A 20,299-nucleotide genomic window follows, 5' to 3' on the forward strand; every position below is an offset into this window, starting at 1 on the left:
CATCCTGCCGGGTCAGCAGTCGCCGGGGCACACCGATTTCATCCCGCGTCGGCTGTCACGTCCACGAAATCGGCCCCTGCGTCCCGCAGTTGTGCGTGCAGGCGCCCGAACACCTCCGCCGAACGGCCGCCGGGCCAGTCCTTGGGAAGCAGCTCCTCGGGCAGCCCGGGATCCGCGTACGGCAGCTGCCGCCAGGAATCCAGGGCGAGGAGGTAGTCCCGGTAGGCGTCCTCCGGGTCCGGCGCACTCCCGCCGGGCCGCGCCTCCCAGCCCCGCAGCACGGGCTCCTGCTGCTCCAGGAAGTCCAGATGGAGCCGTGCGATCCCGTCCAGGTCCCACCAGCGGGTCACCGACTCCTTCGTCGCGGCGAAACCCAGGTGTTTCCCGCGGAACAGCTCGACGTACGGGGCGAGTTCCAGTCGCTCCAGGGTGTGCCGCGTCTCTTCGTACAGTCCGGCGGGTGCGATCCACACCCCGGGGGCAGCCGCGCCGAAGCCGAGGTTGCCGAGGCGGGAGCGCAGCAGGTGACGCTTGTGGCGCTCCGCCTCCGGTACGGAGAAGACGGCGAGTACCCAGCCCTCCCGGAGCCCGGGCGACGGGTGCCTGTAGATCCTCCGGTCGCCGTCGTCGAGCAGCTGACGAGCGTCGGCGGACAGGGCGTATCCGGCCGCCCCGTCCGCCGTCCGGGCGGGGACGAGCAGCTCGCGGCGCTTGAGCCGGGAGACGGAGGAGCGTACGGACGGTGCGTCGACGCCGACCGCGTGCAGCAGTCGGATCAGCTCGGACACCGCCATCGGGGCGTTGTCCGGGGAGCGACCGTAGGCGCCGTAGAGGGTGACGATCAGGGAACGGGGAGAGTGCTCGGCCACGTGATCACTCTAGAGCGGCTCGGTCGTGCGGGTCCGGGGAGGTGCGCAGGAGGAAGCGCTGGAGTTTGCCGGTCGCGGTCCGCGGGAGCGAGGGCAGGAACTCGATGGCACGGGGGCATTTGTGCGGCGCGAGCTCCGACTTCACATGCGTGCGCAGGGAGTCGGCGGACTGCTCGGCACCCTCGCGGAGCACCACGTACGCCGCCACGATCTGACCGCGCAGCTCGTCCGCCCGGCCCACCACCGCCGCCTCCACGACGTCGGGGTGGCGCAGGAGGGCTTCCTCGACCTCGGGGCCGGCGATGTTGTAGCCGGAGGAGATGATCATGTCGTCGGCGCGGGCGACGTAGCGGAAGTAGCCGTCCGGCTCGCGTACGTAGGTGTCGCCGGTGATGTTCCAGCCGTGGCGTACGTACTGGTTCTGGCGCTCGTCGGCGAGGTAGCGGCAGCCGACCGGTCCGCGCACCGCCAGCAGGCCTGGTTCGCCGTCGGGCAGTTCCACGCCGTCGCCGTCGACCACCCGTGCCTGCCAGCCGGGCACGGGTGTGCCCGTGGTGCCGGGGCGGATCGCCTCGTCGGCCGCGGAGATGAAGATGTGCAGCAGCTCGGTCGCCCCGATGCCGTTGATGATGCGCAGTCCCGTCCGCTCGTGCCAGGACTGCCAGGTGGCCGCGGGCAGGTTCTCCCCGGCGGAGACGCAGCGCCGCAGCGCGGAGAGGTCATGGCCGTCGAGCTCATCGAGCATCAGACGGTAGGCCGTCGGCGCCGTGAACAGGACCGAGACCCGGTGGGCGGCGAGCGCGGGCAGGAGCTGCTTGGGGCCGGCCTGCTCCAGCAGCAGGGACGAGGCCCCGGCCCGCAGGGGGAAGATCACCAGCCCGCCGAGCCCGAAGGTGAAACCGAGCGGGGGGCTGCCGGTGAACACGTCGTCCGGGCCGGGCCGCAGGATGTGGTGGGCGAAGGTGTCCGCGACGGCCAGTACGTCGCGGTGGACGTGCATACAGCCCTTGGGCCGCCCCGTGGTCCCCGAAGTGAACGCGATGAGTGCGACGTCGTCGGCGGCCGTGTCCACCGCCCGGTAGGGCCCCGGCCTGGTCGACGCGAGCTGCGTCAGGTCGTCGAGGGCTTCGCCGCCGAACGCCGTGACCCGCAGCCCGGGTACCTGCGCCTTCAACAGGTCGTCGACCGACCTGACGTCGCACAGGGCATGACCGACCCTGGCGAGGAGACAGATCGTGGCGAGTTCCGTCGGCCGTTGCTGGGCCAGTACGGTCACGGCGACCGCGCCCGCTTTCATCACGGCGAGCCAGCAGGCGGCGAGCCACGGGGTGGTGGGGCCGCGCAGCAGCACCCGGTTGCCGGGGACGACGCCCAGGTCGTCGGTCAGTACGTGGGCGATCCGGTCCACCCGGTCCCGCAGCTCCCCGTAGCTCCAGACGCCGCCGTCCGGGCTGCGGAAGGCGGGGCGGTCCTTCCCGAAGCGCTCCGCGGTCCGGTCGAGCAGCTCGTACCCGCAGTTCAGCCGGTCGGGGTAGAGCAGTTCGGGGAGGTCGAAGACCAGCTCGGGCCACTGTCCGGCGGGCGGGAGATGGTCGCGCGCGAACGTGTCGGAGTGAGCACTTGCGGTACCTGACGGCTTCATGAAGCATCGCCCCCTTGTCGCCCTTGGAGCGTATCGTTTGAGTGACGGCAGTCAACAGTCCGCGATAGGTCCGCGAAGAGTCGTGACAAGAGAGGCGCCGGTATGACGGCATTCTCCCTCGATCCCGGTCAAACCGCATGGTGCGACGAGCTGTACACCCTCGCGGGTGAACAGCTGCGCCCACTCGCGGAGAAGGGCACCCCCGGCCGTGTCAACCGCCCGTTGGTCGCCGCCCTCGGCGAAATGGGGCTCCTCGGCCGGATGCTGGGATCCGGCGCTCTGGACCTCTGCCTGCTGCGCGAGTCCCTGGCCCGCGGCTGTACCGAGGCGGAGACCGCGCTCGCACTCCAGGGCCTCGGCACGTATCCCGTAGCCCAGGCGGGCACCCCGCTGCAGCGCGAGCGCTGGCTCCCCGAGGTGAGCGCGGGCCGCGCCGTGGCCGCCTTCGCGCTCAGCGAGCCGGGCGCGGGATCCGACGCGGCGGCACTCGCCCTCGATGCCCGGCGCTGCGCGGAGGGCTGGCGGCTGACCGGGGAGAAATGCTGGATCTCCAACGCCCCGGAGGCCGACTTCTACACCGTCTTCGCCCGGACGGCGGAGGGCGAGGGGGCCCGCGGGGTCACCGCGTTCCTCGTCCCGGCCGACCGCCCCGGACTCACCGGGACGGCCCTGGACATGCTCTCCCCGCACCCCATCGGCACCCTCGACTTCGACGGCGTACCCGTCACGCACCACGACGTCCTCGGGGAGCCCGGCCGGGGATTCCGCGTCGCCATGAACACCCTGAACCTCTTCAGGCCGAGCGTCGGCGCGTTCGCCGTCGGCATGGCGCGCGCCGCGCTGGACGCCACCCTGGAACACACGGCGCACCGCACCGCGTTCGGCGGACCGCTCAAGGACCTCCAGGCCGTCTCCCACCAGGTCGCCGAAATGGCCACCCGCACCGAGGCCGCCCGGCTCCTCGTGTACGCGGCCGCCGCGGCGTACGACGCGGGTGAACCCGGAGTCCCCGGGCGAGCCGCCATGGCGAAGCTGTACGCCACCGAGACCGCGCAGTTCGTCGTCGACGCGGCTGTCCAGCTGCACGGCGCACGCGCGCTGCGCCGCGGCCATCTGCTCGAACACCTCTACCGGGAGGTGCGCGCGCCCCGGATCTACGAGGGTGCCACCGAAGTACAGCGCACCATCATCGCCAAGGAGCTGTACGCGACACAGGAGACGCCCGCATGAACCCGCTCACCCGGATCAACCCGACCGAGCTCGCCCCGGCCACCGGCTTCTCGCACGCCGTCGCGGTCAGCGGCGGCCGGCTGGTCTTCCTGGCCGGCCAGACCGCCCTCGACGGAGACGGGAAGGTCCTCGGGGCCACCCTGCCCGAACAGTTCGAGACGGCGCTCGGCAATCTGCTCACCGCTCTGCGCGCGGCGGGCGGCTCCCCGGCCGCCCTGGCCCGGGTCACCGTGTACGCCACCGATGTCGCCGACTACCGCTCCCACGCCCACGAACTGGGCAGGATCTGGCGCAGGCTGGCAGGGCGCGAATACCCGGCCATGGCTGTCATCGGGGTGGCCAGGCTCTGGGACGAACAGGCACTGGTCGAGCTGGACGGCATCGCGGTGCTGGACTGAGAGGGCACGGACAGCAGTGCCCCGGAACGCGGCCGGGGCGGCCGGAGGAACGGCTGCCCCGGCCGCATCGGCTCAGTACGGCTCGACCAGCACGTGTGCGGCGCCCGGTATGCCGACCTCGAGGAGCTCGTCCTCCTCGGGGGTCGTCGCGCCGCCCGTCTCCTGCTTCAGGATCGCGCGCGACAGGTTCTGCACGAACATGGCACGCGGACGGCGGCGGGCCTCCCAGGCCGCGAGCGCCGCAGGCACGTCGTCCTCGGCGTCCAGCGACTCGGCGAGCACCAGGGCGTCCTCCACCGCCATGGCCGCACCCTGCGCGAGATGCGGGGTGCTCGCATGCGCTGCGTCACCGGCGATGACGACCCGGCCGACGTACCAGGGCTCCTCCACCGCGACCTGTGAGATCCGCGCATACACGACGGCATCCGGGTCCGTGACGTGCGTGAGCGCCTCGGCGACCGGACCGGAGAACGCGGCCAGCCGCTCCGCGAGCTGCTCGTGGGCGCGCGTGGGATCCGGCCGGAAGTCCGCCCTCTCGGCGAACACCGCCCCCAGGTACATGAGTTCGTCCGTGATCGGGGTGAGCAGTGCCTTCGCCGCCTGATTGCCCGTGCTCATCACGACGCCCTGGACGCCGGGCGGCCGCGGCACGGTGACCCGCCAGTTGGCGAAGCCGGTGTACTCGGGCGAGAAGCGGTCGCCGTACAGCCGGGTCCGCAGCGGGGAGCCGATGCCGTCGAAGCCGACGACCAGGTCCCAGCGGCCCGTCGAGCCGTCGGACAGGGTCACATCGACGCCGGAACCGTCGTCGGCCAGCTCGTCGATCGTCGTACCGAAGCGGATCACGGCCCCGGCGGCCGCGGCGGCGCCACCGAGCACCCCGGCCAGGGCGGGGCGCGGGATGCCGTTGCCGGAGGGGACGTCGCCCATCCTGGGCTGCGGGATCTTGGCGAGCGTGGCTCCGGCCGGATCGCAGATGGTCAGCACGTCCCACTCGAAGCCGGCCGCGATGCAGGCGTCGAGCACACCGATCTCACGCATGACGTGGAGGGCGTTGGACGGCTGGATGATGCCGACGCCCAGTGCGTCCAGCTCGTCGCGGAGCTCGGCGACCTCGACCGTGTGACCGCGCCGGGCGAGCGCGACGGCGAGCGTCAGCCCGCCGATTCCGCCGCCATGTATCAGTATGCGCAGGGGTGTTGGCATCGCAGATCTCTCCAGAGCGAGAAGAATGAGGACAAGGGGCCTCAGGCTCGCACGTGCGTCGGTGGGCGCCCGCACGATCTCCCCGTGTCCGTCGAAGTCTCGGGATGCCCGCACCGCCCGGGTAGCGGAGCGCCCACGCCGGAGCGACGCTGGAAACGTCGGTATCCCGTATACAGCCCGACGCCCGCGACGGGAGGCCAGCGGTGACCAGCGAACCGCCTCCGCACCCTGCGGCCAGGTCGTACGACGGTGAAGGCATCACCGTGAGCTACGACGCGCACCGCTGCCTGCACGCCGCCGAATGCGTGCGCGGGCTGCCCGACGTCTTCCAGGTCGGGCGCAGGCCCTGGATCATGCTTGAAGGCGCTTCCGCCGACGAGGTCGCGGATGTCATCCGGTGCTGCCCGAGCGGAGCCCTGCAGTACCACCGCACCGACGGGCTGCCGGACGAGGTTCCGGACGTGCCGACGCATGTCTCCCTGCACGGCGACGGGGTCTTCCATGTGCGGGGCGACCTGGAGGTGGCCACGCCGGAGGGCCCTCGGCAGGAGACCCGGGTCATGCTGTGTGGCTGCGGGCGAACCGGGAACACGCCGTTCTGTGACCACAGTGGAGCGTGTGCCGACCACGTCCGAGCGCGGCCGGGAGCGGGACCGGGCCCGTGCGGCGCGCCGGACGGGTGAATGCGGCCGGGGGATATATCTGTATTCGGTGCCCTTTGCTCCGGACCCCAGCCCGTGATCGCGCTCATCGTCTGCCACTTCGTCCTGGCTGCCTGCGCGGGCCCGCTGGTGCGCCGGCTCGGCAGGCGTGCGTTCGTGGTACTCGCACTGCCCCCCGCTGCCGCCACGGTCTGGGCGGCCACCGAGTGGGACACCGCGGCGGCCGGGCGGACGGTCAACCGGTCCTGGGAGTGGATTCCCGCCTACGGCGTCTCGTTCGATCTGCGCCTGGACGCACTCGCCGAGCTCATGGTGCTGCTCGCCGCCGGAGTCGGCACGCTCGTCCTGCTGTACTGCGCCTCCTACTTCACCGACGACACCCCGCAACTGGCCGCCTTCGCGGGGAACCTGCTGGCCTTCGCCGGCGCGATGCTCGCCCTCGTCCTCGCCGACGACCTGATCACCCTCTACGTGTTCTGGGAGCTGACCACGGTCTTCTCCTACCTGCTGATCGGCCACAGCAGCGAGCGCAAACAGAACCGCCGCTCGGCACTCCAGGCACTCGTCGTCACCACCCTCGGCGGCCTCGCCATGCTGGTCGGCTTCCTGATCCTCGGTCAGGCGGCCGGTACGTACCGGATCTCCGCGATCGTCGCCGATCCACCTGAGACGACCCTCGCCGTATCGGTGGCCGTCGTCCTGGTCCTGTGCGGTGCCCTGTCGAAGTCCGCGATCTGGCCCTTCAGCCTGTGGCTGCCGAACGCCATGGCCGCCCCCACCCCCGTCAGCGCCTACCTGCACGCGGCGGCCATGGTCAAGGCCGGCGTCTACCTCGTGGCGAGGCTCGCCCCCGCCTTCGCCGACGTCCCCGTCTGGCGGCCCGTCGTCCTCGTACTCGGCGCCGCGACCATGCTGCTCGGCGGCTGGCGCGCACTGCGCCTCCACGACCTGAAGCTCGTCCTTGCCTACGGCACCGTCAGCCAGCTCGGTTTCCTGACAGTCCTCGCCGGGGCCGGCAACTGGGACGCCGCGCTCGCCGCTGTCGCGATGATCCTGGGCCACGCCCTGTTCAAGGCCGCGCTGTTCCTCGTCATCGGCGTCGTCGACCGCGCGGCGGGCACCCGTGACCTGCGCAGACTTTCCGGGGTCGGCCGCTCGCTGCCGTACGTCAGTACGGTCGCCGTGCTGGCCGCCGCCTCCATGGCAGCCCTGCCGCCGTTCCTCGGCTTCGCCGCCAAGGAGGCCGCCTTCTACGCACTGCTGCACGGGGACGCCTCGGACCGCTGGGTACTGGCCGCCACCGTCGTCGGGTCGGTGCTGACGGTCGCGTACACCCTCCGCTTCGTGTGGGGCGCGTTCTGGCGCAAGCCCGGCGTCGCCGACACCCCCGTGCGCCGCGTCGGCGCCGCCTTCCTGGCCCCGCCCGCGCTGCTCGCCGCGGCCGGTCTGGTACTCGGCCCCGGCGTCGGGTGGACGGACCGGCTCTTCGGTGCGTACGCCGACGCCTTCCCGGTCCCCGCCCACCCCTACCACCTCGCGCTCTGGCACGGCTTCGGGACGGTCCTGTACCTGTCCGCCCTCACCTGGGCGGGCGGTGCCGTGCTCTTCGCGGGGCGCACCGCCGTCACCCGGATCTCCCGGCGGATCGCCTGGCCGACCGCCGACAGCGTCTTCGGCCATCTGCTGCTCGGGCTGGAACGTCTCGCCCTGCAGGTCACGGGCTTCGTCCAACGGGGCTCGCTCTCCGTCTACCTGGCCACCACCCTGCTGGTCATGCTGGCCGGGCAGCTCGCGGTCCTGTTCACCGACCGCCCCTGGCAGGGAGCCGTCGCCCCCAGACTGTGGGACGCGCCGCTCCAGGGCGCCCTGGCCGTGCTGACCTGCGCGGCCGCCCTGTTCTGCCTGACCGTCAGCCGCCGGATGAAGGCCGTGGTGCTGGCAGGGCTGACCGGGTACGGAGCCGCTCTGCTCTTCGTCGTCCAGGGCGCCCCCGATCTGGCGCTCACCCAGTTCTGCGTCGAGACCGTGTCGATGATCGTGTTCGTGCTGGTGCTGCGCCGGATGCCGGTGCACTTCCAGGAGTCCGTCAGCACCTGGCGGCGGGCCGTGCGCATTCCCGTGGCACTCGGCGCGGCGGCGACTCTCGGCGTGGTCGTGTGGGTGTCCGCCGCCGCACGCGTCGCCGAGCCGGCGGGCGCCGCGATGGTCGAGGAGGTCGCCCACCACGGCCTCAAGGACGTCGTGGCCACCATCCTGGTCGATCTGCGGGCCTGGGACACGATGGGGGAGTCCGCCGTACTGGCAGCGGCCGCGATCGGGGTGACCAGCCTCATCTATCTGCACCGCCGCAGCGAAGCACCCCCCACCAGACAGGAACTGCGGGGCCGGACGGCCTGGTCGCTGAACGCGTCACGGCTGACCGGGATGCCGCAGGGCGACGACACCGCACCCGAACGCAGCTGGCTGGCCGCCGGTTCGACGCTGGCGCCGGAACACCGGTCCGTCGTCTTCGAGGTGGTGGCGCGGTTGCTCTTCCACCCGATCCTGGTGCTCTCGCTGTACCTGCTGTTCTGTGCGGAGAACATGCCGGGCGGCGGATTCGTCGCCGGACTCGTCGCCGGACTGGCCTTCATCACCCGCTACCTGGCCGGCGGCAGGTTCGAACTCGCCGAGGCCGCACCGCTGCAGCCCGGCCTCTTCACCGGCCTGGGCCTGTTCCTCTCCACCGGGGTCGGACTCTTCGGCCTCGCGGAGGGCACCGTGCTGCACGCCTGGACGTACCACGGACATCTGCCCGTGATCGGCAGCTACCACCTGGGCACACCCGTCGTCTTCGACTTCGGGGTCTATCTCCTGGTCCTGGGCGTGGTCCTGGACATCGTGCGGGCGCTGGGCGCGAAGGTCGACCGGCAGATCGAACGGGCGGCGGGCGCACTCGCCCCCGTACCGGGCACCGGGACGGAGGGCCGGGGATGACAGTCAGCGTCTCGCTCCTCGCCACCGCCGTGGTGCTCTGTGCGGTCGGCGGCATCCTCATGCTCACCCGGCCCCTCACCCGCATCCTGCTCGGCGCGGTCATCGCGGGCAACGGCATCAACCTCCTGGTCCTCTCCGCGACCGGTTCGGCGGGCGAGGCCCCGCTGCTCTACGGAGTGCCGCTGCGACAGGTCACCGACCCGCTGCCCCAGGCCATCGCACTCACCGCCATCGTCATCACGCTCGCCACGACGGCGTTCCTGCTGGCCATGGCCTACCGCAGCCACCAGCTCACCGGCACGGACGAGGTCCACGACGACCTGGAGGACCGGCGCATCGTGCTGCGTGCCGAAGTGCTGGGGGAGTGGGCCGAGTTGCGCGAGGAGTACCGGGCGGAGGCCGGCCGTACGCCGGATGAACGCGCCCGCTACCGCAAGGAGCGCCACCGGCTGCGCGCCCGGCTGCGCGCCGACCGCGCGCTGCAGGCCCGGGGCCGGGGCGCCACCGGCGATCTGTGGCACGACGTGCTGGGAGCCGATCCGGAGGACTACGTGAGCACCGACCCCGATTCCCCCGACCCCGATTCCCCCGACCCCGATTCCGGCGGGCCCGATTCCGGTGGTCCGGGGCCGACCCGTCCCGATTCCGGCGGTCCCGGTCCCGACGCCGCCGGCTCCGACCGAGGAGCCGCCGGAGCCGACCGAGGAGCCGCCGGATGAACGCCCTCGTCCCGCTGCCCGTGCTGCTGCCGCTCTGCGCCACCGGACTGAGCCTCGCCTTCGGCACCCGGCTCGCCCACTTCCAGCGCTTCATCAGCGTGGCCGTGCTCACCGCCGTCCTCGGCCTCTCCATCGCCCTGATGATCGCGGCCGACCGCGAGGGGCCCCTCTCCGTCCACCTCGGAGACTTCGCTCCGCCGCTCGGCGTCACCCTGGTCGCCGACCGGCTGTCCGGGCTGATGCTGACCGTCTCCTCGGCCGTCACCCTGGCCGTCCTGGTCTACTCGCTCGGCCAGGGCATGGCCGACCGGGACAAGGAGACCCCGGTCGCCGTCTTCCACCCGGCCTACCTCATCCTCGTGGCAGGGGTGTCCTGCACCTTCCTGGCGGGTGACCTCGTCAATCTCTACGTCGGCTTCGAGATCATGCTGGTCGCCAGCTTCGTGCTGCTCACCCTCGGCGGCACCGGGCCGCGGATCAGGGCGGGTTCCACCTACGTGATCATCTCGCTGTTCTCCTCGATGCTGTTCCTGACCGCGATCGCCATGGCGTACGCGGCGGCCGGCACCGCCAACTTCGCCCAGCTGTCGCTCCGGTTGCCCGACCTGCCGCTCGGCGTACAGACGCTGCTCCAGGCGATGCTGCTCACCGTCTTCGCCATCAAGGCCGCGGTGTTCCCCCTCGCCGCCTGGCTCCCCGACTCCTACCCGACCGCGCCCGCGCCCGTCACCGCTGTCTTCGCCGGCCTGCTGACCAAGGTCGGCATCTACTGCATGCTGCGCACGGAGACTCTGCTCTTCCCCGGAAACCGGCTCGGCGACCTCCTGATGGCCGCCGCGCTCGCCTCCATGGCCGTGGGCATCCTCGGGGCGGTCGCCCAGACCGACCTGAAGCGGCTGCTCTCCTTCACCCTCATCAGCCACATCGGCTACATGGTCTTCGGGATCGGCCTCGCCACCCGCGACGCCTACGGCGGGGCGATCTTCTACGTCGTCCACCACATCACCGTCCAGACCACGCTCTTCCTCGTCGCGGGGCTCATCGAACGCCGGGGCGGCACCAACGAACTCACCCGGCTCGGCGGACTGGCCAAGGCGGCGCCGGCACTCGCGGTCCTCTTCTTCGTGCCGGCCATGAACCTCGCCGGGATCCCCCCGCTGTCCGGCTTCATCGGCAAACTCGGACTGATGCGAGCCGGTGTCGCCGAAGGCGGTGTCTGGGCCTGGATCCTGGTCGCCGGTTCGACGGTGACCAGTCTGCTCACGCTGTATGTGATGGCCAAGGTCTGGAACCTTGCCTTCTGGCGTGCCGAACCGCCCGGTCAGACCGCCTATGGCACCGTTCTCGAGTCCGCCGACGACACCGACGACGACGATGTCGACCCCGGTCCCGACCGGATCCCCGGCACCGGCGACGAGCCGGTCGGAGGCACTCCGATGCCGGCGGGTCAGGCCGTCGCCGCCAGTCTGCAGGGGCGGGCCGTCATCACGACGACCCGCCCGCCGGCAGCGATGCCCGCCGCCACCGCGGCGGCGGTCGCACTCGGTCTCGCCTTCACCGTGCTGGCAGGTCCGCTCACTGCCTTCACCGACCGCGCGGCCGACGAACTCGTCGAACGGACCCCCTACACCGAGGAGGTGCTCGGCCGATGAAACGCCTGATCACCCTGTCCTACCGGAACCCCGAACTGCCACCTTTCAGCTGCGAGTTCGCAGGCCGCCGCCGACGTGTCCTCGACCTGCCGCTGATCGCCTGGCTGACCCTCATCTGGGTGCTGCTGTGGTCCACCCTGACCTGGGCCAACGTGGTCACCGGACTGGTCGTCGCGGTGGTCGTCTGCCTGGCCTTCCCGCTGCCGAGGGTCGATCTGGGTCTGCGGTTGCACCCCTGGGGCATCCTTCTGCTCGCCGGCTACCTGCTCTACGACATGTACACCTCGGGCGTGAAAGTGACCCGGCAGATCTTCGCCGGCCGTCCGCACCGGCCCGCGGTCATCGCCGTACCACTGCGTTGCCGCAGCGACCTGATGCTCGCCGCCACCGCAGTCGCCGTGTCCAACGTTCCGGGCGGATCGATCGTCGAGGTGCGCAGGGACACCGCCACGGTCTTCCTGCATGTGCTCGACGCCGACCTGCCTGCGGCGCTGGACGCGGCCAAGCGCTCCGTGTGGCGGCTGGAGGAGCTGACGGTACGGGCCTTCGGCACCCGCGACGAGATCGCGAGGGTCGCCCAGCCGCCTCCCTCGACCACACAGTCCGGCGACGGGAGGGAGGGGGCATGAGTGCAGTCGAGACCGTCGACCGTGTGCTGCTGACCGCCGCCGTGGTGGTCCTCGTCCTCGCGGGGGCGCTGCTGCTCGTACGGATCCGGCGCGGCCCGTCCATGCTCGACCGGGCGATCGCCCTCGACGTCTGTGCCGCCCTGATCATCGCGGGCCTCGGTGCCAAGTCGGCGCTCGCCCGGGACCCGTTCTACTTCCCGATCATGCTGGTGCTGGCGTTCCTGGGCTTCACCGGATCCGTGGGCATCGCCCGCTTCATCGCCGTACGCGACCGCCCGCTGTCACGCCGGACGTCCGAAGGCAAGGAGGAGCGGGAATGAGCGTCTGGCTGCAGATCACCGACACGGCCGGTGCCGTCCTGGTGTTCATCGGCGCGGCGATCTGCCTGCTCGGTGTGATCGGCATGCTGAGGCTGCCCGACGTGCTGTCGCGCAGCCACGCCGCGACCAAGCCGCAGGCCCTCGGCCTGCTGCTGGTGCTGGCCGGCGTCGCTTTGCGGCTGCGCAGCGGCATGGACCTGGCGACGCTCGCCCTCATCGCCTTCTTCCAGCTGATGACCGGCCCGGTGGCGGCCCATCTGGTGGCCCGTAGCGCGTACCGGACCGGTCAGATCGAGCACGGTGAGCTGCTCTTCGACGAGCTGGACGAGCAGCTCACCGAGCGGGATCCGGGCCCGGGACCGGGGCCGGGAAGGGAATGACTCCCCACCCCCTCACGCCCCCGGCAGCCGGTCCAGGAAGCCGCTGACCGAGCTGATCCTGCCGTCCTCCGCCAGGGTGATCACATCGGATCCGGCGGCGGGCGCCGAGCCGTCGGCCCGGGAGACGAGGTCCCAGGTGAAGCGAACCAGGCCGTGGTGCCCGTCCGGCGTCCCGGTGGGTACGAAGTCGAAGCCGGGGAACTGTGCCTGCGCCCCGCTGATCGCCGCGGTCAGTCCGTCGTGGCCGCGCACGTCGGCCATCGGGTCGGTGTAGGTGGCGTCCTCGGTGAACGCGGCGGCCACCGCCTTCTCGATCTCCTCGGTGCTGCCGGCGTTCCAGGCGGCGAAGTAGCGCTGGACGGCGTCCTCGTGAACGGTCACTGTGAGTCCCTTCCCAGGGTGCTGAGGCTGCCGTTCCGTGGTCCGGAGCGGCAGCAACAGCTTGTCCCGGGGAGGCCGGGGGCGTCGATTACCTGGCAGGTCATGCCACCGTCACGAATCCCGGGCGTCCGGGGTTCCTGCGTGCCATGATGCAGCGGGGAACAGGCCGGACGCTGGGGGGCGTATGGAAAGCACGGGTACGGTGCTGCGCGAATTGCGCGGCGCACAGAAGTCGTCCAAGGGTGTCTCGCTCTACTCGCGGTACGTGAACCGGCCGGCCGGACGCCTGCTGGCGGCAGGTGCGTACCGTGCGGGGCTGACGCCCAATCAGGTGACGCTGGTCAGTGCGGCTTTCACGTTCACCGCTCTTGCGGCGGTGGCGCTGGCCGAGCCGTCCTGGTGGCTCGGGATCGCCGTGTACGCGGCCCTGGCCGTCGGATTCGCCTTCGACTCGGCCGATGGGCAGCTCGCCCGGCTGACCGGCCGGGGCGGCCCGGACGGGGAATGGCTCGACCATGTCGTGGACTGCGCGAAGATGATCCTCGTCCACACCGCCGTACTGATCTCGTTCTACCGTTTTGTCGAACTGCCAACGGAGGCCTGGCTCCTGCTGCCGCTCGGCTTCCTGTTCGTCGCCGTGCTCTCCTTCTGCGCAGGGCTCCTGCGGGAACAGCTGGGCAAGGCGGCCGCCCGCACCGCACCGCCCGCCGCGGGCGCCACGGCTCCGGTGTCCCGGGTGCGGGCCGTGGCGTTGCTTCCCGCGGACTACGGGGTGTTCGTCCTGGTCTTCCTGCTGCTGGGCGCACCCGTGGTCTTCCGGGCCGGCTACGCCGTACTCGCCGCCGTGCACGCGCTGTTCCTGGTGGCGTTCCTGGCCAAGTGGTTCAGGGAGCTGAGAGCGCTCCGGGCCGGCTGACGAGGACGTCGAGGGCGCGGCGCAGCTGGGTGCTGGACGTGTGGACGGTGTACGGGAAGTAGACGACCTCCACCCCGACTTCGGCGAAGTCGCGCTCCAGGCGCTTCCCCTTCTCCGTGCCGCGCCAGTCGTCGCCCTTGAAGATGACGTCGAACCGGACCTGCTGCCAGGTCTCGACCTTGTCGGGGACGGTCTCCACGAACGCCGCGTCCACGTAACGCACGCTGCGGACGATCTCCAGCCGCTCGGTCAGCGGGATCACCGGCTTGTGGCCCTTGGCCAGTGCGGCCATCTCGTCGGAGACGACCCCGGCGACCAGGTAGTCGCACTGACTGCGGGCATGCCGCAGGATGTTGAGGTGGCCGACGTGGAACAGGTCGTACACCCCCGGCGCATAGCCGACTCTGTGCTGCACCATCCGTTCTCTCCCCCCACGGTGGAACTGGTTCAACGACCTTACTGTGAAGAACACTTGTGCATCCCGTGAACGGATAAGCTCGAGAAGAGGCTGTTCCGGGGGGAAGGCGATCGTCCGATGTCCGCAGATGAGCACCACAGACCGTTCGAAAACCGCAGGCTACTGGTGGTCTCCACCAACTACGCGCCGGAGCTCACGGGCATCGGTCCGTACGCCACCCAGCTCGCCGAACACTGGGCGGCATCCGGTGCCCGCACCGATGTCCTGACCGGAATGCCGCACTACCCCGCGTGGCGCGTCGACGAGCAGTACCGCGGCAGGTGGCGCGGGCAGGAGAGCCGGGAGGGCGTGACCGTCCACCGGCGGCGGCACTATGTACCGCCCCGGCAGAGTGCCCTGCGCAGGGCGTGGTTCGAGGCATCCGTGCTCGTCCACGGGACCCTGGCGCCACCGCCGGGACGCCCCGACGCGGTGATCTCCCAGATGCCGAGCCTCGCAGGCGGCGTCATAGGGGCCCGCATCGCGCGCCGCCACGGAGTCCCCCACATACCCGTCGTCCAGGACCTGATGGGCGCCGCCGCGGCACAGAGCGGCATACGCGGCGGTGGCAGGGCGGCCGCCGTCGCCGGGGCGGCAGAACGGTACGCCCTGCGGGACGCCGCCGTCGTCGGTGTCATCCACGAGAGCTTCGTACCCGGTGTCTCCGCCCTGGGCGTCGACCCCGCACGCATCCGGGTGGTGCCCAACTGGACGCACGTGGAACGCCCTTCGGCGGACCGGGCCGCCACCAGGGCCCGGCTCGGCTGGCGCGAGGGGACCCAGGTGCTGCTGCACTCGGGGAACATGGGCCTCAAACAGGGCCTCGACGTCCTGATCGAACTGGCCCGGCTGGCCCCCGACATCCGCGTGGTGCTCATGGGCGACGGGAACCAGCGCGAGGCACTGCGCGACCGCGCGGGCGGCCTGCCGAACATCGACTTCCTGCCGCCGGCCGGAGCGGACGACTTCACCGAAGTGCTCGCCGCCGCCGACGTCCTGGCAGTGACGCAGCGTGCGTCCGTGCTCGACATGAGCGTGCCGTCCAAACTCACCTCGTACTTCGTCTCGGGGCGGCCCGTCGTCGCCTCCGTGGCCGACGAGGGCGGCACCGCCGACGAGGTGCGCCGCTCGGGCGCCGGGGTTCTCGTGGCACCCGAGGACCCGGCCGCGCTCCTCGACGCCGTGCGGAAGCTCGCCGGTGACCCGGAGGCCGCTGACGCGCTCGGCGCACACGGTCCGGAATACGTCGCACAGCACCTGAGCAGGGAAGCGGGCCTCGCACGCTTCGACGCGCTGCTCACCGAGGTCCTCGGGGACGCACCAAGGAGGCCAAGCCGATGACGCATCCGATCCGCGCCCTGGAGGACCAGGACGAACCGGCGCTGCTGCGCGACCAGTTCCGCCAGCTCCTGCGCTACCGGGCCCTCCTCGCCGGCGGTGTCGTCGTCGGACTCCTGGGCGGCGGCTTCCTCGCCCTCAGTGGCGAGGACACGTACACGGCCGCGGGGGAGGTGCAGGTGCGCTCCGCGACCGCCGACCCCTTCGCCACAGGTGCGTCGGCGGACAAGGGCATCAACATCGGCTCCGAGCGGCAGACCGCGGTCAGCGACACCGTGGGCGAGCTGGCCGCCGGCACCCTCCTCAAGAAGGGGGACGACGTCACGGCCAGGAAACTGCTCACCGGCCTCCAGGTCACCAACCCGCCCAACACGCTCACCCTCCGCTTCTCCTACACCGGGGCCACACCCGAGCAGGCCCGCTCCCGCGCCGAAGCCCTGGCCAACGCCTACCTGGCGCACCGCAAGGCGCGCACCGAGGAGAGCATCGACAACATGGCGGCCGGCTACCGCGCCCAGCTCGAACCACTGGAGGAGAAGCGCGACCTCCTGGAGGAGCGGGCCGGGGCCGACGCCGACGACGTCAGCAGCGCCCGCGCCAACATCATCGTCTCCATCTCGGAGCTGAGCCGGAAGATCTCCGAACTCAAGGCGCTCGACACCACCCCCGGCTACCTCAACAAGAAGCCCGTCGCCCCCACCGAGCCGGCCGGGGCGGGTCTGCCGCTGCTCCTGGGGCTCGGCGCTGTCGTCGGTCTCGCCCTCGGGCTGCTGTTGTCCTGGGTGCGGCTCGTCTTCGACCCCGCCGTACGCTCCCCGCGCGAGCTCGTGCGCTCCCTCGGGGCCCCGCTGCTCGGTACCCTGCCCAGGGAGCGCGCCGCCGCGGGCACCCTGCTCGCGATCGGGCGCAGCGGTTCCCGGCTGGCCGAGGAGTACCGCGCGGTCGCCTTCCGGCTCGCCTACGACCCGTCGTTCGCGGAGCGGCGCCGACTCCTGGTCACCGCGCCGCGCGGGGACAACGCCGCGGCGGCCGCCGCCGCGGTCAACCTGGCCGCCGCCTTCGCCGAGATGGGCCGTGACGTCCTGCTTGTCGAGGCCGATCTGCGCACCCCGTCGCTGGCCCGGGACCTGGGACCGGCGGCCCACGAGGTGCGGCCCCCGCGCTGGGCCGCCGACGAGGGGGACCGCAGCTGGCCCGCGGGCGGCAGGTCCAACGTGGACGTCCCCGGCTCCGGCGCCTTCGCCCTGGTGGCCGGGGCGACCGCGGACAACGTGCCGCGCGCCCTGACCTCCGCGTCCGTCGGGCGCATCGTCGCCGAGGCCGACCGCCCCGGCGCCGTCGTCATCGTCCTGGCCCCGCCGGTGCTCTCCTACGCCGACGCCGTCGCTCTCGTGGACCGGGTCGAGGGCGTCATGATCGTCTGCGACCCGCGTGAGGTGCACCGCAGCGACCTGGAGCGCATCCGCGAGATCATCGGGGCCTCCGGCGGCCAGGTGCTCGGGGCCCTGCTCCACCCCGGCCGTGGCCGGCTGCGCCGCGCGGAACGCCGGCCGAAGTCGGCCCGGCGCCGCAGCGACGGGGGGCCCCAGGGCCCGGCCGTCGACGAGGACGCCCCGGAGGTCACCGGGGACCCCGCCGAGACGATGGGCCTGCGCTCCTTCACCCTGCCGGGGGCGCGCCGGTGAGAGCCCGTACCGCGATCCTCTGCTCGGTCGCGGACCAGGGCGTGGCCGCGCTCACCAACATCCTGGTGCTCGTGGCCGCCGCCCGGCTCTCCACCGTGGCCGACTTCGCCCGCTTCTCCGCCGTCTACCTCGTCTTCACGGTGCTGCTGGGCGTCTCCGGGGCCTACAGCGGACAGCCCTTGGTCCTGCGGCGCGGCGACGGCGAGGAGACGCGGGGGGCCTGCCGCTCGGCCGTCGTGTTCACCGCGGCAGCCTCGGCCGCGCTCGGGGCGCTGCTGGCCGCCGTCTGTCTGCTCGTCCCCGGGGACACCGCACGCGCTCTGACGATGCTCGGCCTCGTCCTGCCGGTCGTGCTCGGCCAGGACGCCCTGCGCTACGCCTTCTCCGCCCTCCAACAGCCCCATCTCGCCCTGGGCGCGGACGTGGTGAGGCTGGCCTGCGTACTGGGCGCCCTGTCCGTCCAGGAATACGGGGCGAGCCCCGCCCGGCTGATCGCGGTCTGGGGACTGTCCGCCCTGCCGGCCCTCCTGCTGTCCGCCGTGCTGCTGCGCCGCAGGACCGCCGGGGCCGTGACGCGGTTGCGTCCGATGCTCGGGCGCGGCCACCTCGGGAAGCGCTTCGTCGTCGAGTTCGGCGTCGGCAACGCGACCGGCCAGCTCTCCGTCCTCGGTCTCGGTGCCGTCGGCAACCCGCTGCTGGTCGGCGCGCTGCGCGGGGCGACGACCCTGTTCGGGCCGCTCAACGTGCTGTTCACCTCCGCCACCTCCTTCGGCCCCCCGCTGCTCGGCCGCGTCGGCGACGAGGGACGCCGGGTGCGGGCCACCGCGGGACTCGCCGCCGTCCTCGCCGCCACCGCCGCCCTCTGGGCCACCGCCCTCGCCCTGCTCCCCGACGAGGCGGGGCGTGAGCTGCTCGGTGACACCTGGCCGACGGCCGCCGCCCTCCTCCCGGCGACCGGCAGCCAGTACGCGGCGATGGCCGTGGGCACGTGCGGACTGCTCGCCCTGCGCATGCTCGACCCGCGTACGACGCTGAGCATCCAGGTGGTCTTCTCGCTCACCGCCGTGGCGTTCATGGCGGGGGGCTACGTCCTCGGAGGCGTCCCGGGGGCCGCCTGGGGGCTGTGCCTCGGCTCGCTCTGCAAGGCCGCCGCCACCTGGACCAGGGTGGCCCGGATCCGACGCGGGAAGCCGGAGCCCGACGCGGCCGTCACCGCCGACGCGCTGCCCTCTGCTCCTTGAAGGTGCTGATCAGCAGCAGACACAGCGCGGCGATGGCCAGCTTCCCCGCCGCCTGCAGGAGCGGGCCGCGCAGCAGGATGAAGGTGTATCCGGCGATCAGCGGCGCGGCGATGGCCAGCACACTCCCGGGGCCGGGACCCGCCCGGGTGACGGCCAGCGCGTAACGGCGGTCGGTGCGCGCCACCGCGTAACCGATCAGTGCGAGCCCGCCGATCACCCCGGACGCGCCGAAGTCGACCCAGAACTCGGTCCACAGCGGTGCCGAGAGGTTGGTCATCCGCAGCCCCATCCACTGCCCGACCCGGACCCCGGTGTCCTCCGGCTTCCCGCTCCACACCGCGCGCGGCACGAAGAACAGCGCGGAGCCCGTCAGTTGGCGGCCGTAGGTGTGGCCCCGGGTGTCGACCCACGAGATGCTGTTGGCGAACATCACCATCTGGTCGTAGTCCTTGGTCACCAGCGGCTCGAAGACCGAGGCCGACTGCGCGGGCCGCTGCCCTGCGTCGTCGTACCGGAACTTGTCGGCGTACGGGAACACCACCAGTGCCCCCACCACCCCCGTCGCCAGCACGATGCGGTAGATCGCCGCACTGCTCGGGAACGCGGTGAACACGAAGGCCATCAGCACCGTCAGGAACCAGTAACGGGCGTTGGAGATCGGGTTGTTCACCACGAGGTTCAGTGCCACCAGCGCCACCCACACCAGTGCCGTCGACGGGGAGCGCCGGGCCCGGTAGGAGGTGGCAAGACGGCGGGTGTAGAAGAGCAGCGCCAGCAGCGCCGGGACCTGACCGAAGCCCTTGACGAACGCCGAGCCGACATTGGACCCCTCCGAGACCACCCCGCTCGCCGCGACGGTCTCGTTGATCTCCTGCCGGCTGGAGAAGAAGACCGAGGGCCCGCCCAGCTTCATCACGTAGAACGCGCTCGCCGCGAACGCCAGCAGCACCAGCAGTCGCAGCCGCACCGGATGCGCCACGGCCGGTCCTCCGCCCGGGCTCCGCGTGGAGGGCGTACGGCGCCGCAGCGGGCGCCGCGAGGCCAGCAGAGCCCCCAGGTCGAAGGCGGCACACCCCACCAGGACCATCGCGATGGCCGTGACCAGGTCCTGGCGCGGTCCCACCATCGGCGTCGGTGTCTGCCCGATCACCACCTGGGCGAACGGCGCCACGCCCATCGCGATGTACACGAACATCCAGAAGACGCCCTGGAGCAGCCGCCGCCGGGTGGAGAGGATCATCGTCGCCAGCCGGGCCCCCGCATAGCAGGTCAGCACCAACTGGAGCCAGTACGCGGTGTCCCGGACACCGCTGCCGGGCTGGGCGGCGATCACCGCGGGCAGGAAGCACACCAGGCCGAGGATGAGCGGCACGGACAGGGCCCGCGACAGCATCGACCAGGCGATCGGCTGCTCGGGCGGCTCCGGGACGCCGCCCCGGCCCCGTGCCCACTCCGGACGCGCGACCCCGCGGGCGGCCTGCTCCTGCGCCGATGTGTGCACCGACGTCATGCGCCCCCCCGGGATCAGTGAACCACTGAACACTCTAACGAATCGGCCCACGTGGGGAGATGCGATGACTACTCTGTGGAGTATTGGC

19 protein-coding genes are annotated in these 20,299 nt (G+C 71.9%); 13 read left to right on the forward strand and 6 right to left on the reverse strand.

Annotated features, from left to right (window positions below):
• Positions 1 to 38: 38 nt before the first annotated feature.
• Positions 39 to 869, reverse strand: coding sequence for a PaaX family transcriptional regulator C-terminal domain-containing protein (locus tag ABZS61_RS31735; protein WP_356428950.1), 831 nt, complete (start codon positions 867 to 869; stop codon positions 39 to 41).
• Positions 870 to 873: 4 nt separating this feature from the next.
• Positions 874 to 2,511: an AMP-binding protein gene (locus tag ABZS61_RS31740; protein ID WP_356428953.1), complete on the reverse strand. Its 1,638-nt coding sequence runs from the start codon at positions 2,509 to 2,511 to the stop codon at positions 874 to 876.
• A 102-nt stretch (positions 2,512 to 2,613) separates the two neighbouring features.
• On the opposite strand from ABZS61_RS31740, the gene ABZS61_RS31745 reads away from it, so the two are divergent.
• Both ABZS61_RS31745 and ABZS61_RS31750 read left to right on the forward strand, forming a co-directional pair.
• Entirely contained in the window at positions 2,614 to 3,741 is a 1,128-nt protein-coding gene (locus ABZS61_RS31745) for an acyl-CoA dehydrogenase family protein (protein ID WP_356428956.1), read from the forward strand.
• Complete coding sequence (locus ABZS61_RS31750) at positions 3,738 to 4,139, forward strand: RidA family protein (RefSeq protein ID WP_351167580.1); 402 nt, start codon at positions 3,738 to 3,740, stop codon at positions 4,137 to 4,139. The genes ABZS61_RS31745 and ABZS61_RS31750 overlap by 4 nt, the downstream gene beginning before the upstream one ends.
• A 72-nt stretch (positions 4,140 to 4,211) precedes the next feature.
• Here ABZS61_RS31750 and ABZS61_RS31755 read toward each other — a convergent pair whose 3' ends face one another.
• Positions 4,212 to 5,345 carry an FAD-dependent monooxygenase gene (locus ABZS61_RS31755; RefSeq protein WP_356428960.1) on the reverse strand — a complete coding sequence of 378 codons (1,134 nt, stop codon included), beginning with the start codon at positions 5,343 to 5,345 and terminating at the stop codon, positions 4,212 to 4,214.
• Positions 5,346 to 5,548: 203 nt separating this feature from the next.
• Here ABZS61_RS31755 and ABZS61_RS31760 point away from each other — a divergent pair, with 203 nt between their 5' ends.
• Genes ABZS61_RS31760 through mnhG form a run of 7 tightly spaced genes read left to right on the forward strand, consistent with a single transcriptional unit; the run spans position 5,549 to position 12,683 of the window.
• Complete coding sequence (locus ABZS61_RS31760; protein ID WP_356428963.1) at positions 5,549 to 6,028, forward strand: (4Fe-4S)-binding protein; 480 nt, start codon at positions 5,549 to 5,551, stop codon at positions 6,026 to 6,028.
• 54 nt (positions 6,029 to 6,082) lie between these two features.
• Entirely contained in the window at positions 6,083 to 8,983 is a 2,901-nt protein-coding gene (locus tag ABZS61_RS31765; protein ID WP_356428966.1) for a Na+/H+ antiporter subunit A, read from the forward strand.
• Complete coding sequence (locus ABZS61_RS31770; RefSeq protein WP_356428969.1) at positions 8,980 to 9,702, forward strand: Na(+)/H(+) antiporter subunit C; 723 nt, start codon at positions 8,980 to 8,982, stop codon at positions 9,700 to 9,702. Before ABZS61_RS31765 ends, ABZS61_RS31770 begins: the two co-directional genes overlap by 4 nt.
• Entirely contained in the window at positions 9,699 to 11,354 is a 1,656-nt protein-coding gene (locus tag ABZS61_RS31775; RefSeq protein ID WP_356428972.1) for a Na+/H+ antiporter subunit D, read from the forward strand. The genes ABZS61_RS31770 and ABZS61_RS31775 overlap by 4 nt, the downstream gene beginning before the upstream one ends.
• A complete protein-coding gene (locus tag ABZS61_RS31780) occupies positions 11,351 to 11,983 on the forward strand; it encodes a Na+/H+ antiporter subunit E (RefSeq protein WP_356428975.1) in 633 nt (210 codons plus the stop codon). Before ABZS61_RS31775 ends, ABZS61_RS31780 begins: the two co-directional genes overlap by 4 nt.
• Complete coding sequence (locus ABZS61_RS31785) at positions 11,980 to 12,303, forward strand: MrpF/PhaF family protein (RefSeq protein WP_356428978.1); 324 nt, start codon at positions 11,980 to 11,982, stop codon at positions 12,301 to 12,303. The genes ABZS61_RS31780 and ABZS61_RS31785 overlap by 4 nt, the downstream gene beginning before the upstream one ends.
• Positions 12,300 to 12,683 (forward strand): monovalent cation/H(+) antiporter subunit G, encoded by a 384-nt coding sequence (gene mnhG / locus ABZS61_RS31790; protein ID WP_356428981.1) that lies wholly within the window; start codon positions 12,300 to 12,302, stop codon positions 12,681 to 12,683. The genes ABZS61_RS31785 and mnhG overlap by 4 nt, the downstream gene beginning before the upstream one ends.
• A gap of 12 nt (positions 12,684 to 12,695) precedes the next feature.
• On the opposite strand, the gene ABZS61_RS31795 is transcribed toward mnhG, so the two are convergent.
• Positions 12,696 to 13,064 carry a nuclear transport factor 2 family protein gene (locus ABZS61_RS31795; protein ID WP_356428984.1) on the reverse strand — a complete coding sequence of 123 codons (369 nt, stop codon included), beginning with the start codon at positions 13,062 to 13,064 and terminating at the stop codon, positions 12,696 to 12,698.
• Positions 13,065 to 13,248: 184 nt separating this feature from the next.
• Here ABZS61_RS31795 and ABZS61_RS31800 point away from each other — a divergent pair, with 184 nt between their 5' ends.
• Positions 13,249 to 13,980 (forward strand): CDP-alcohol phosphatidyltransferase family protein, encoded by a 732-nt coding sequence (locus ABZS61_RS31800; protein ID WP_356428988.1) that lies wholly within the window; start codon positions 13,249 to 13,251, stop codon positions 13,978 to 13,980.
• On the opposite strand, the gene ABZS61_RS31805 is transcribed toward ABZS61_RS31800, so the two are convergent.
• The gene (locus ABZS61_RS31805; RefSeq protein WP_329206491.1) at positions 13,949 to 14,398 is read right to left on the reverse strand and encodes an adenylyltransferase/cytidyltransferase family protein; all 450 of its coding nucleotides are present in this window, start codon (positions 14,396 to 14,398) and stop codon (positions 13,949 to 13,951) included. The two genes, ABZS61_RS31800 and ABZS61_RS31805, sit on opposite strands and share 32 nt — an antisense overlap.
• A gap of 117 nt (positions 14,399 to 14,515) precedes the next feature.
• Here ABZS61_RS31805 and ABZS61_RS31810 point away from each other — a divergent pair, with 117 nt between their 5' ends.
• The 3 genes from ABZS61_RS31810 to ABZS61_RS31820 are packed head-to-tail and all read left to right on the forward strand — an operon-like array spanning position 14,516 to position 18,701.
• Positions 14,516 to 15,778, forward strand: coding sequence for a glycosyltransferase (locus ABZS61_RS31810; protein ID WP_356428991.1), 1,263 nt, complete (start codon positions 14,516 to 14,518; stop codon positions 15,776 to 15,778).
• On the forward strand, positions 15,775 to 17,460 hold the full coding sequence (locus ABZS61_RS31815) for a lipopolysaccharide biosynthesis protein (RefSeq protein ID WP_356428994.1): 1,686 nt from the start codon (positions 15,775 to 15,777) through the stop codon (positions 17,458 to 17,460). Before ABZS61_RS31810 ends, ABZS61_RS31815 begins: the two co-directional genes overlap by 4 nt.
• Positions 17,457 to 18,701, forward strand: a complete 1,245-nt coding sequence (locus ABZS61_RS31820) for a hypothetical protein (protein ID WP_356428997.1) — start codon at positions 17,457 to 17,459, stop codon at positions 18,699 to 18,701. The genes ABZS61_RS31815 and ABZS61_RS31820 overlap by 4 nt, the downstream gene beginning before the upstream one ends.
• On the opposite strand, the gene ABZS61_RS31825 is transcribed toward ABZS61_RS31820, so the two are convergent.
• Positions 18,670 to 20,211, reverse strand: coding sequence for a hypothetical protein (locus ABZS61_RS31825; RefSeq protein ID WP_356429000.1), 1,542 nt, complete (start codon positions 20,209 to 20,211; stop codon positions 18,670 to 18,672). The genes ABZS61_RS31820 and ABZS61_RS31825 overlap by 32 nt on opposite strands.
• Between the last annotated feature and the right edge of the window lie 88 nt (positions 20,212 to 20,299).

The sequence above is a fragment of the Streptomyces sp. NPDC005566 genome (genome assembly GCF_040605575.1).
Classification (GTDB): Bacteria; Actinomycetota; Actinomycetes; order Streptomycetales; family Streptomycetaceae; genus Streptomyces.

Bases quoted from the DNA above. Each gene is read 5' to 3' on its own strand.
- ABZS61_RS31740 (WP_356428953.1), bottom strand. From the start codon at position 2,511: ATGAAGCCGTCAGGTACCGCAAGTGCTCACTCCGACACGTTCGCGCGC.
- ABZS61_RS31745 (WP_356428956.1), top strand. From the start codon at position 2,614: ATGACGGCATTCTCCCTCGATCCCGGTCAAACCGCATGGTGCGACGAG.
- ABZS61_RS31750 (WP_351167580.1), top strand. From the start codon at position 3,738: ATGAACCCGCTCACCCGGATCAACCCGACCGAGCTCGCCCCGGCCACC.
- ABZS61_RS31755 (WP_356428960.1), bottom strand. From the start codon at position 5,345: ATGCCAACACCCCTGCGCATACTGATACATGGCGGCGGAATCGGCGGG.
- ABZS61_RS31770 (WP_356428969.1), top strand. From the start codon at position 8,980: ATGACAGTCAGCGTCTCGCTCCTCGCCACCGCCGTGGTGCTCTGTGCG.
- ABZS61_RS31775 (WP_356428972.1), top strand. From the start codon at position 9,699: ATGAACGCCCTCGTCCCGCTGCCCGTGCTGCTGCCGCTCTGCGCCACC.
- ABZS61_RS31780 (WP_356428975.1), top strand. From the start codon at position 11,351: ATGAAACGCCTGATCACCCTGTCCTACCGGAACCCCGAACTGCCACCT.
- ABZS61_RS31785 (WP_356428978.1), top strand. From the start codon at position 11,980: ATGAGTGCAGTCGAGACCGTCGACCGTGTGCTGCTGACCGCCGCCGTG.
- mnhG (WP_356428981.1), top strand. From the start codon at position 12,300: ATGAGCGTCTGGCTGCAGATCACCGACACGGCCGGTGCCGTCCTGGTG.
- ABZS61_RS31800 (WP_356428988.1), top strand. From the start codon at position 13,249: ATGGAAAGCACGGGTACGGTGCTGCGCGAATTGCGCGGCGCACAGAAG.
- ABZS61_RS31805 (WP_329206491.1), bottom strand. From the start codon at position 14,398: ATGGTGCAGCACAGAGTCGGCTATGCGCCGGGGGTGTACGACCTGTTC.
- ABZS61_RS31810 (WP_356428991.1), top strand. From the start codon at position 14,516: ATGTCCGCAGATGAGCACCACAGACCGTTCGAAAACCGCAGGCTACTG.
- ABZS61_RS31815 (WP_356428994.1), top strand. From the start codon at position 15,775: ATGACGCATCCGATCCGCGCCCTGGAGGACCAGGACGAACCGGCGCTG.
- ABZS61_RS31825 (WP_356429000.1), bottom strand. From the start codon at position 20,211: ATGACGTCGGTGCACACATCGGCGCAGGAGCAGGCCGCCCGCGGGGTC.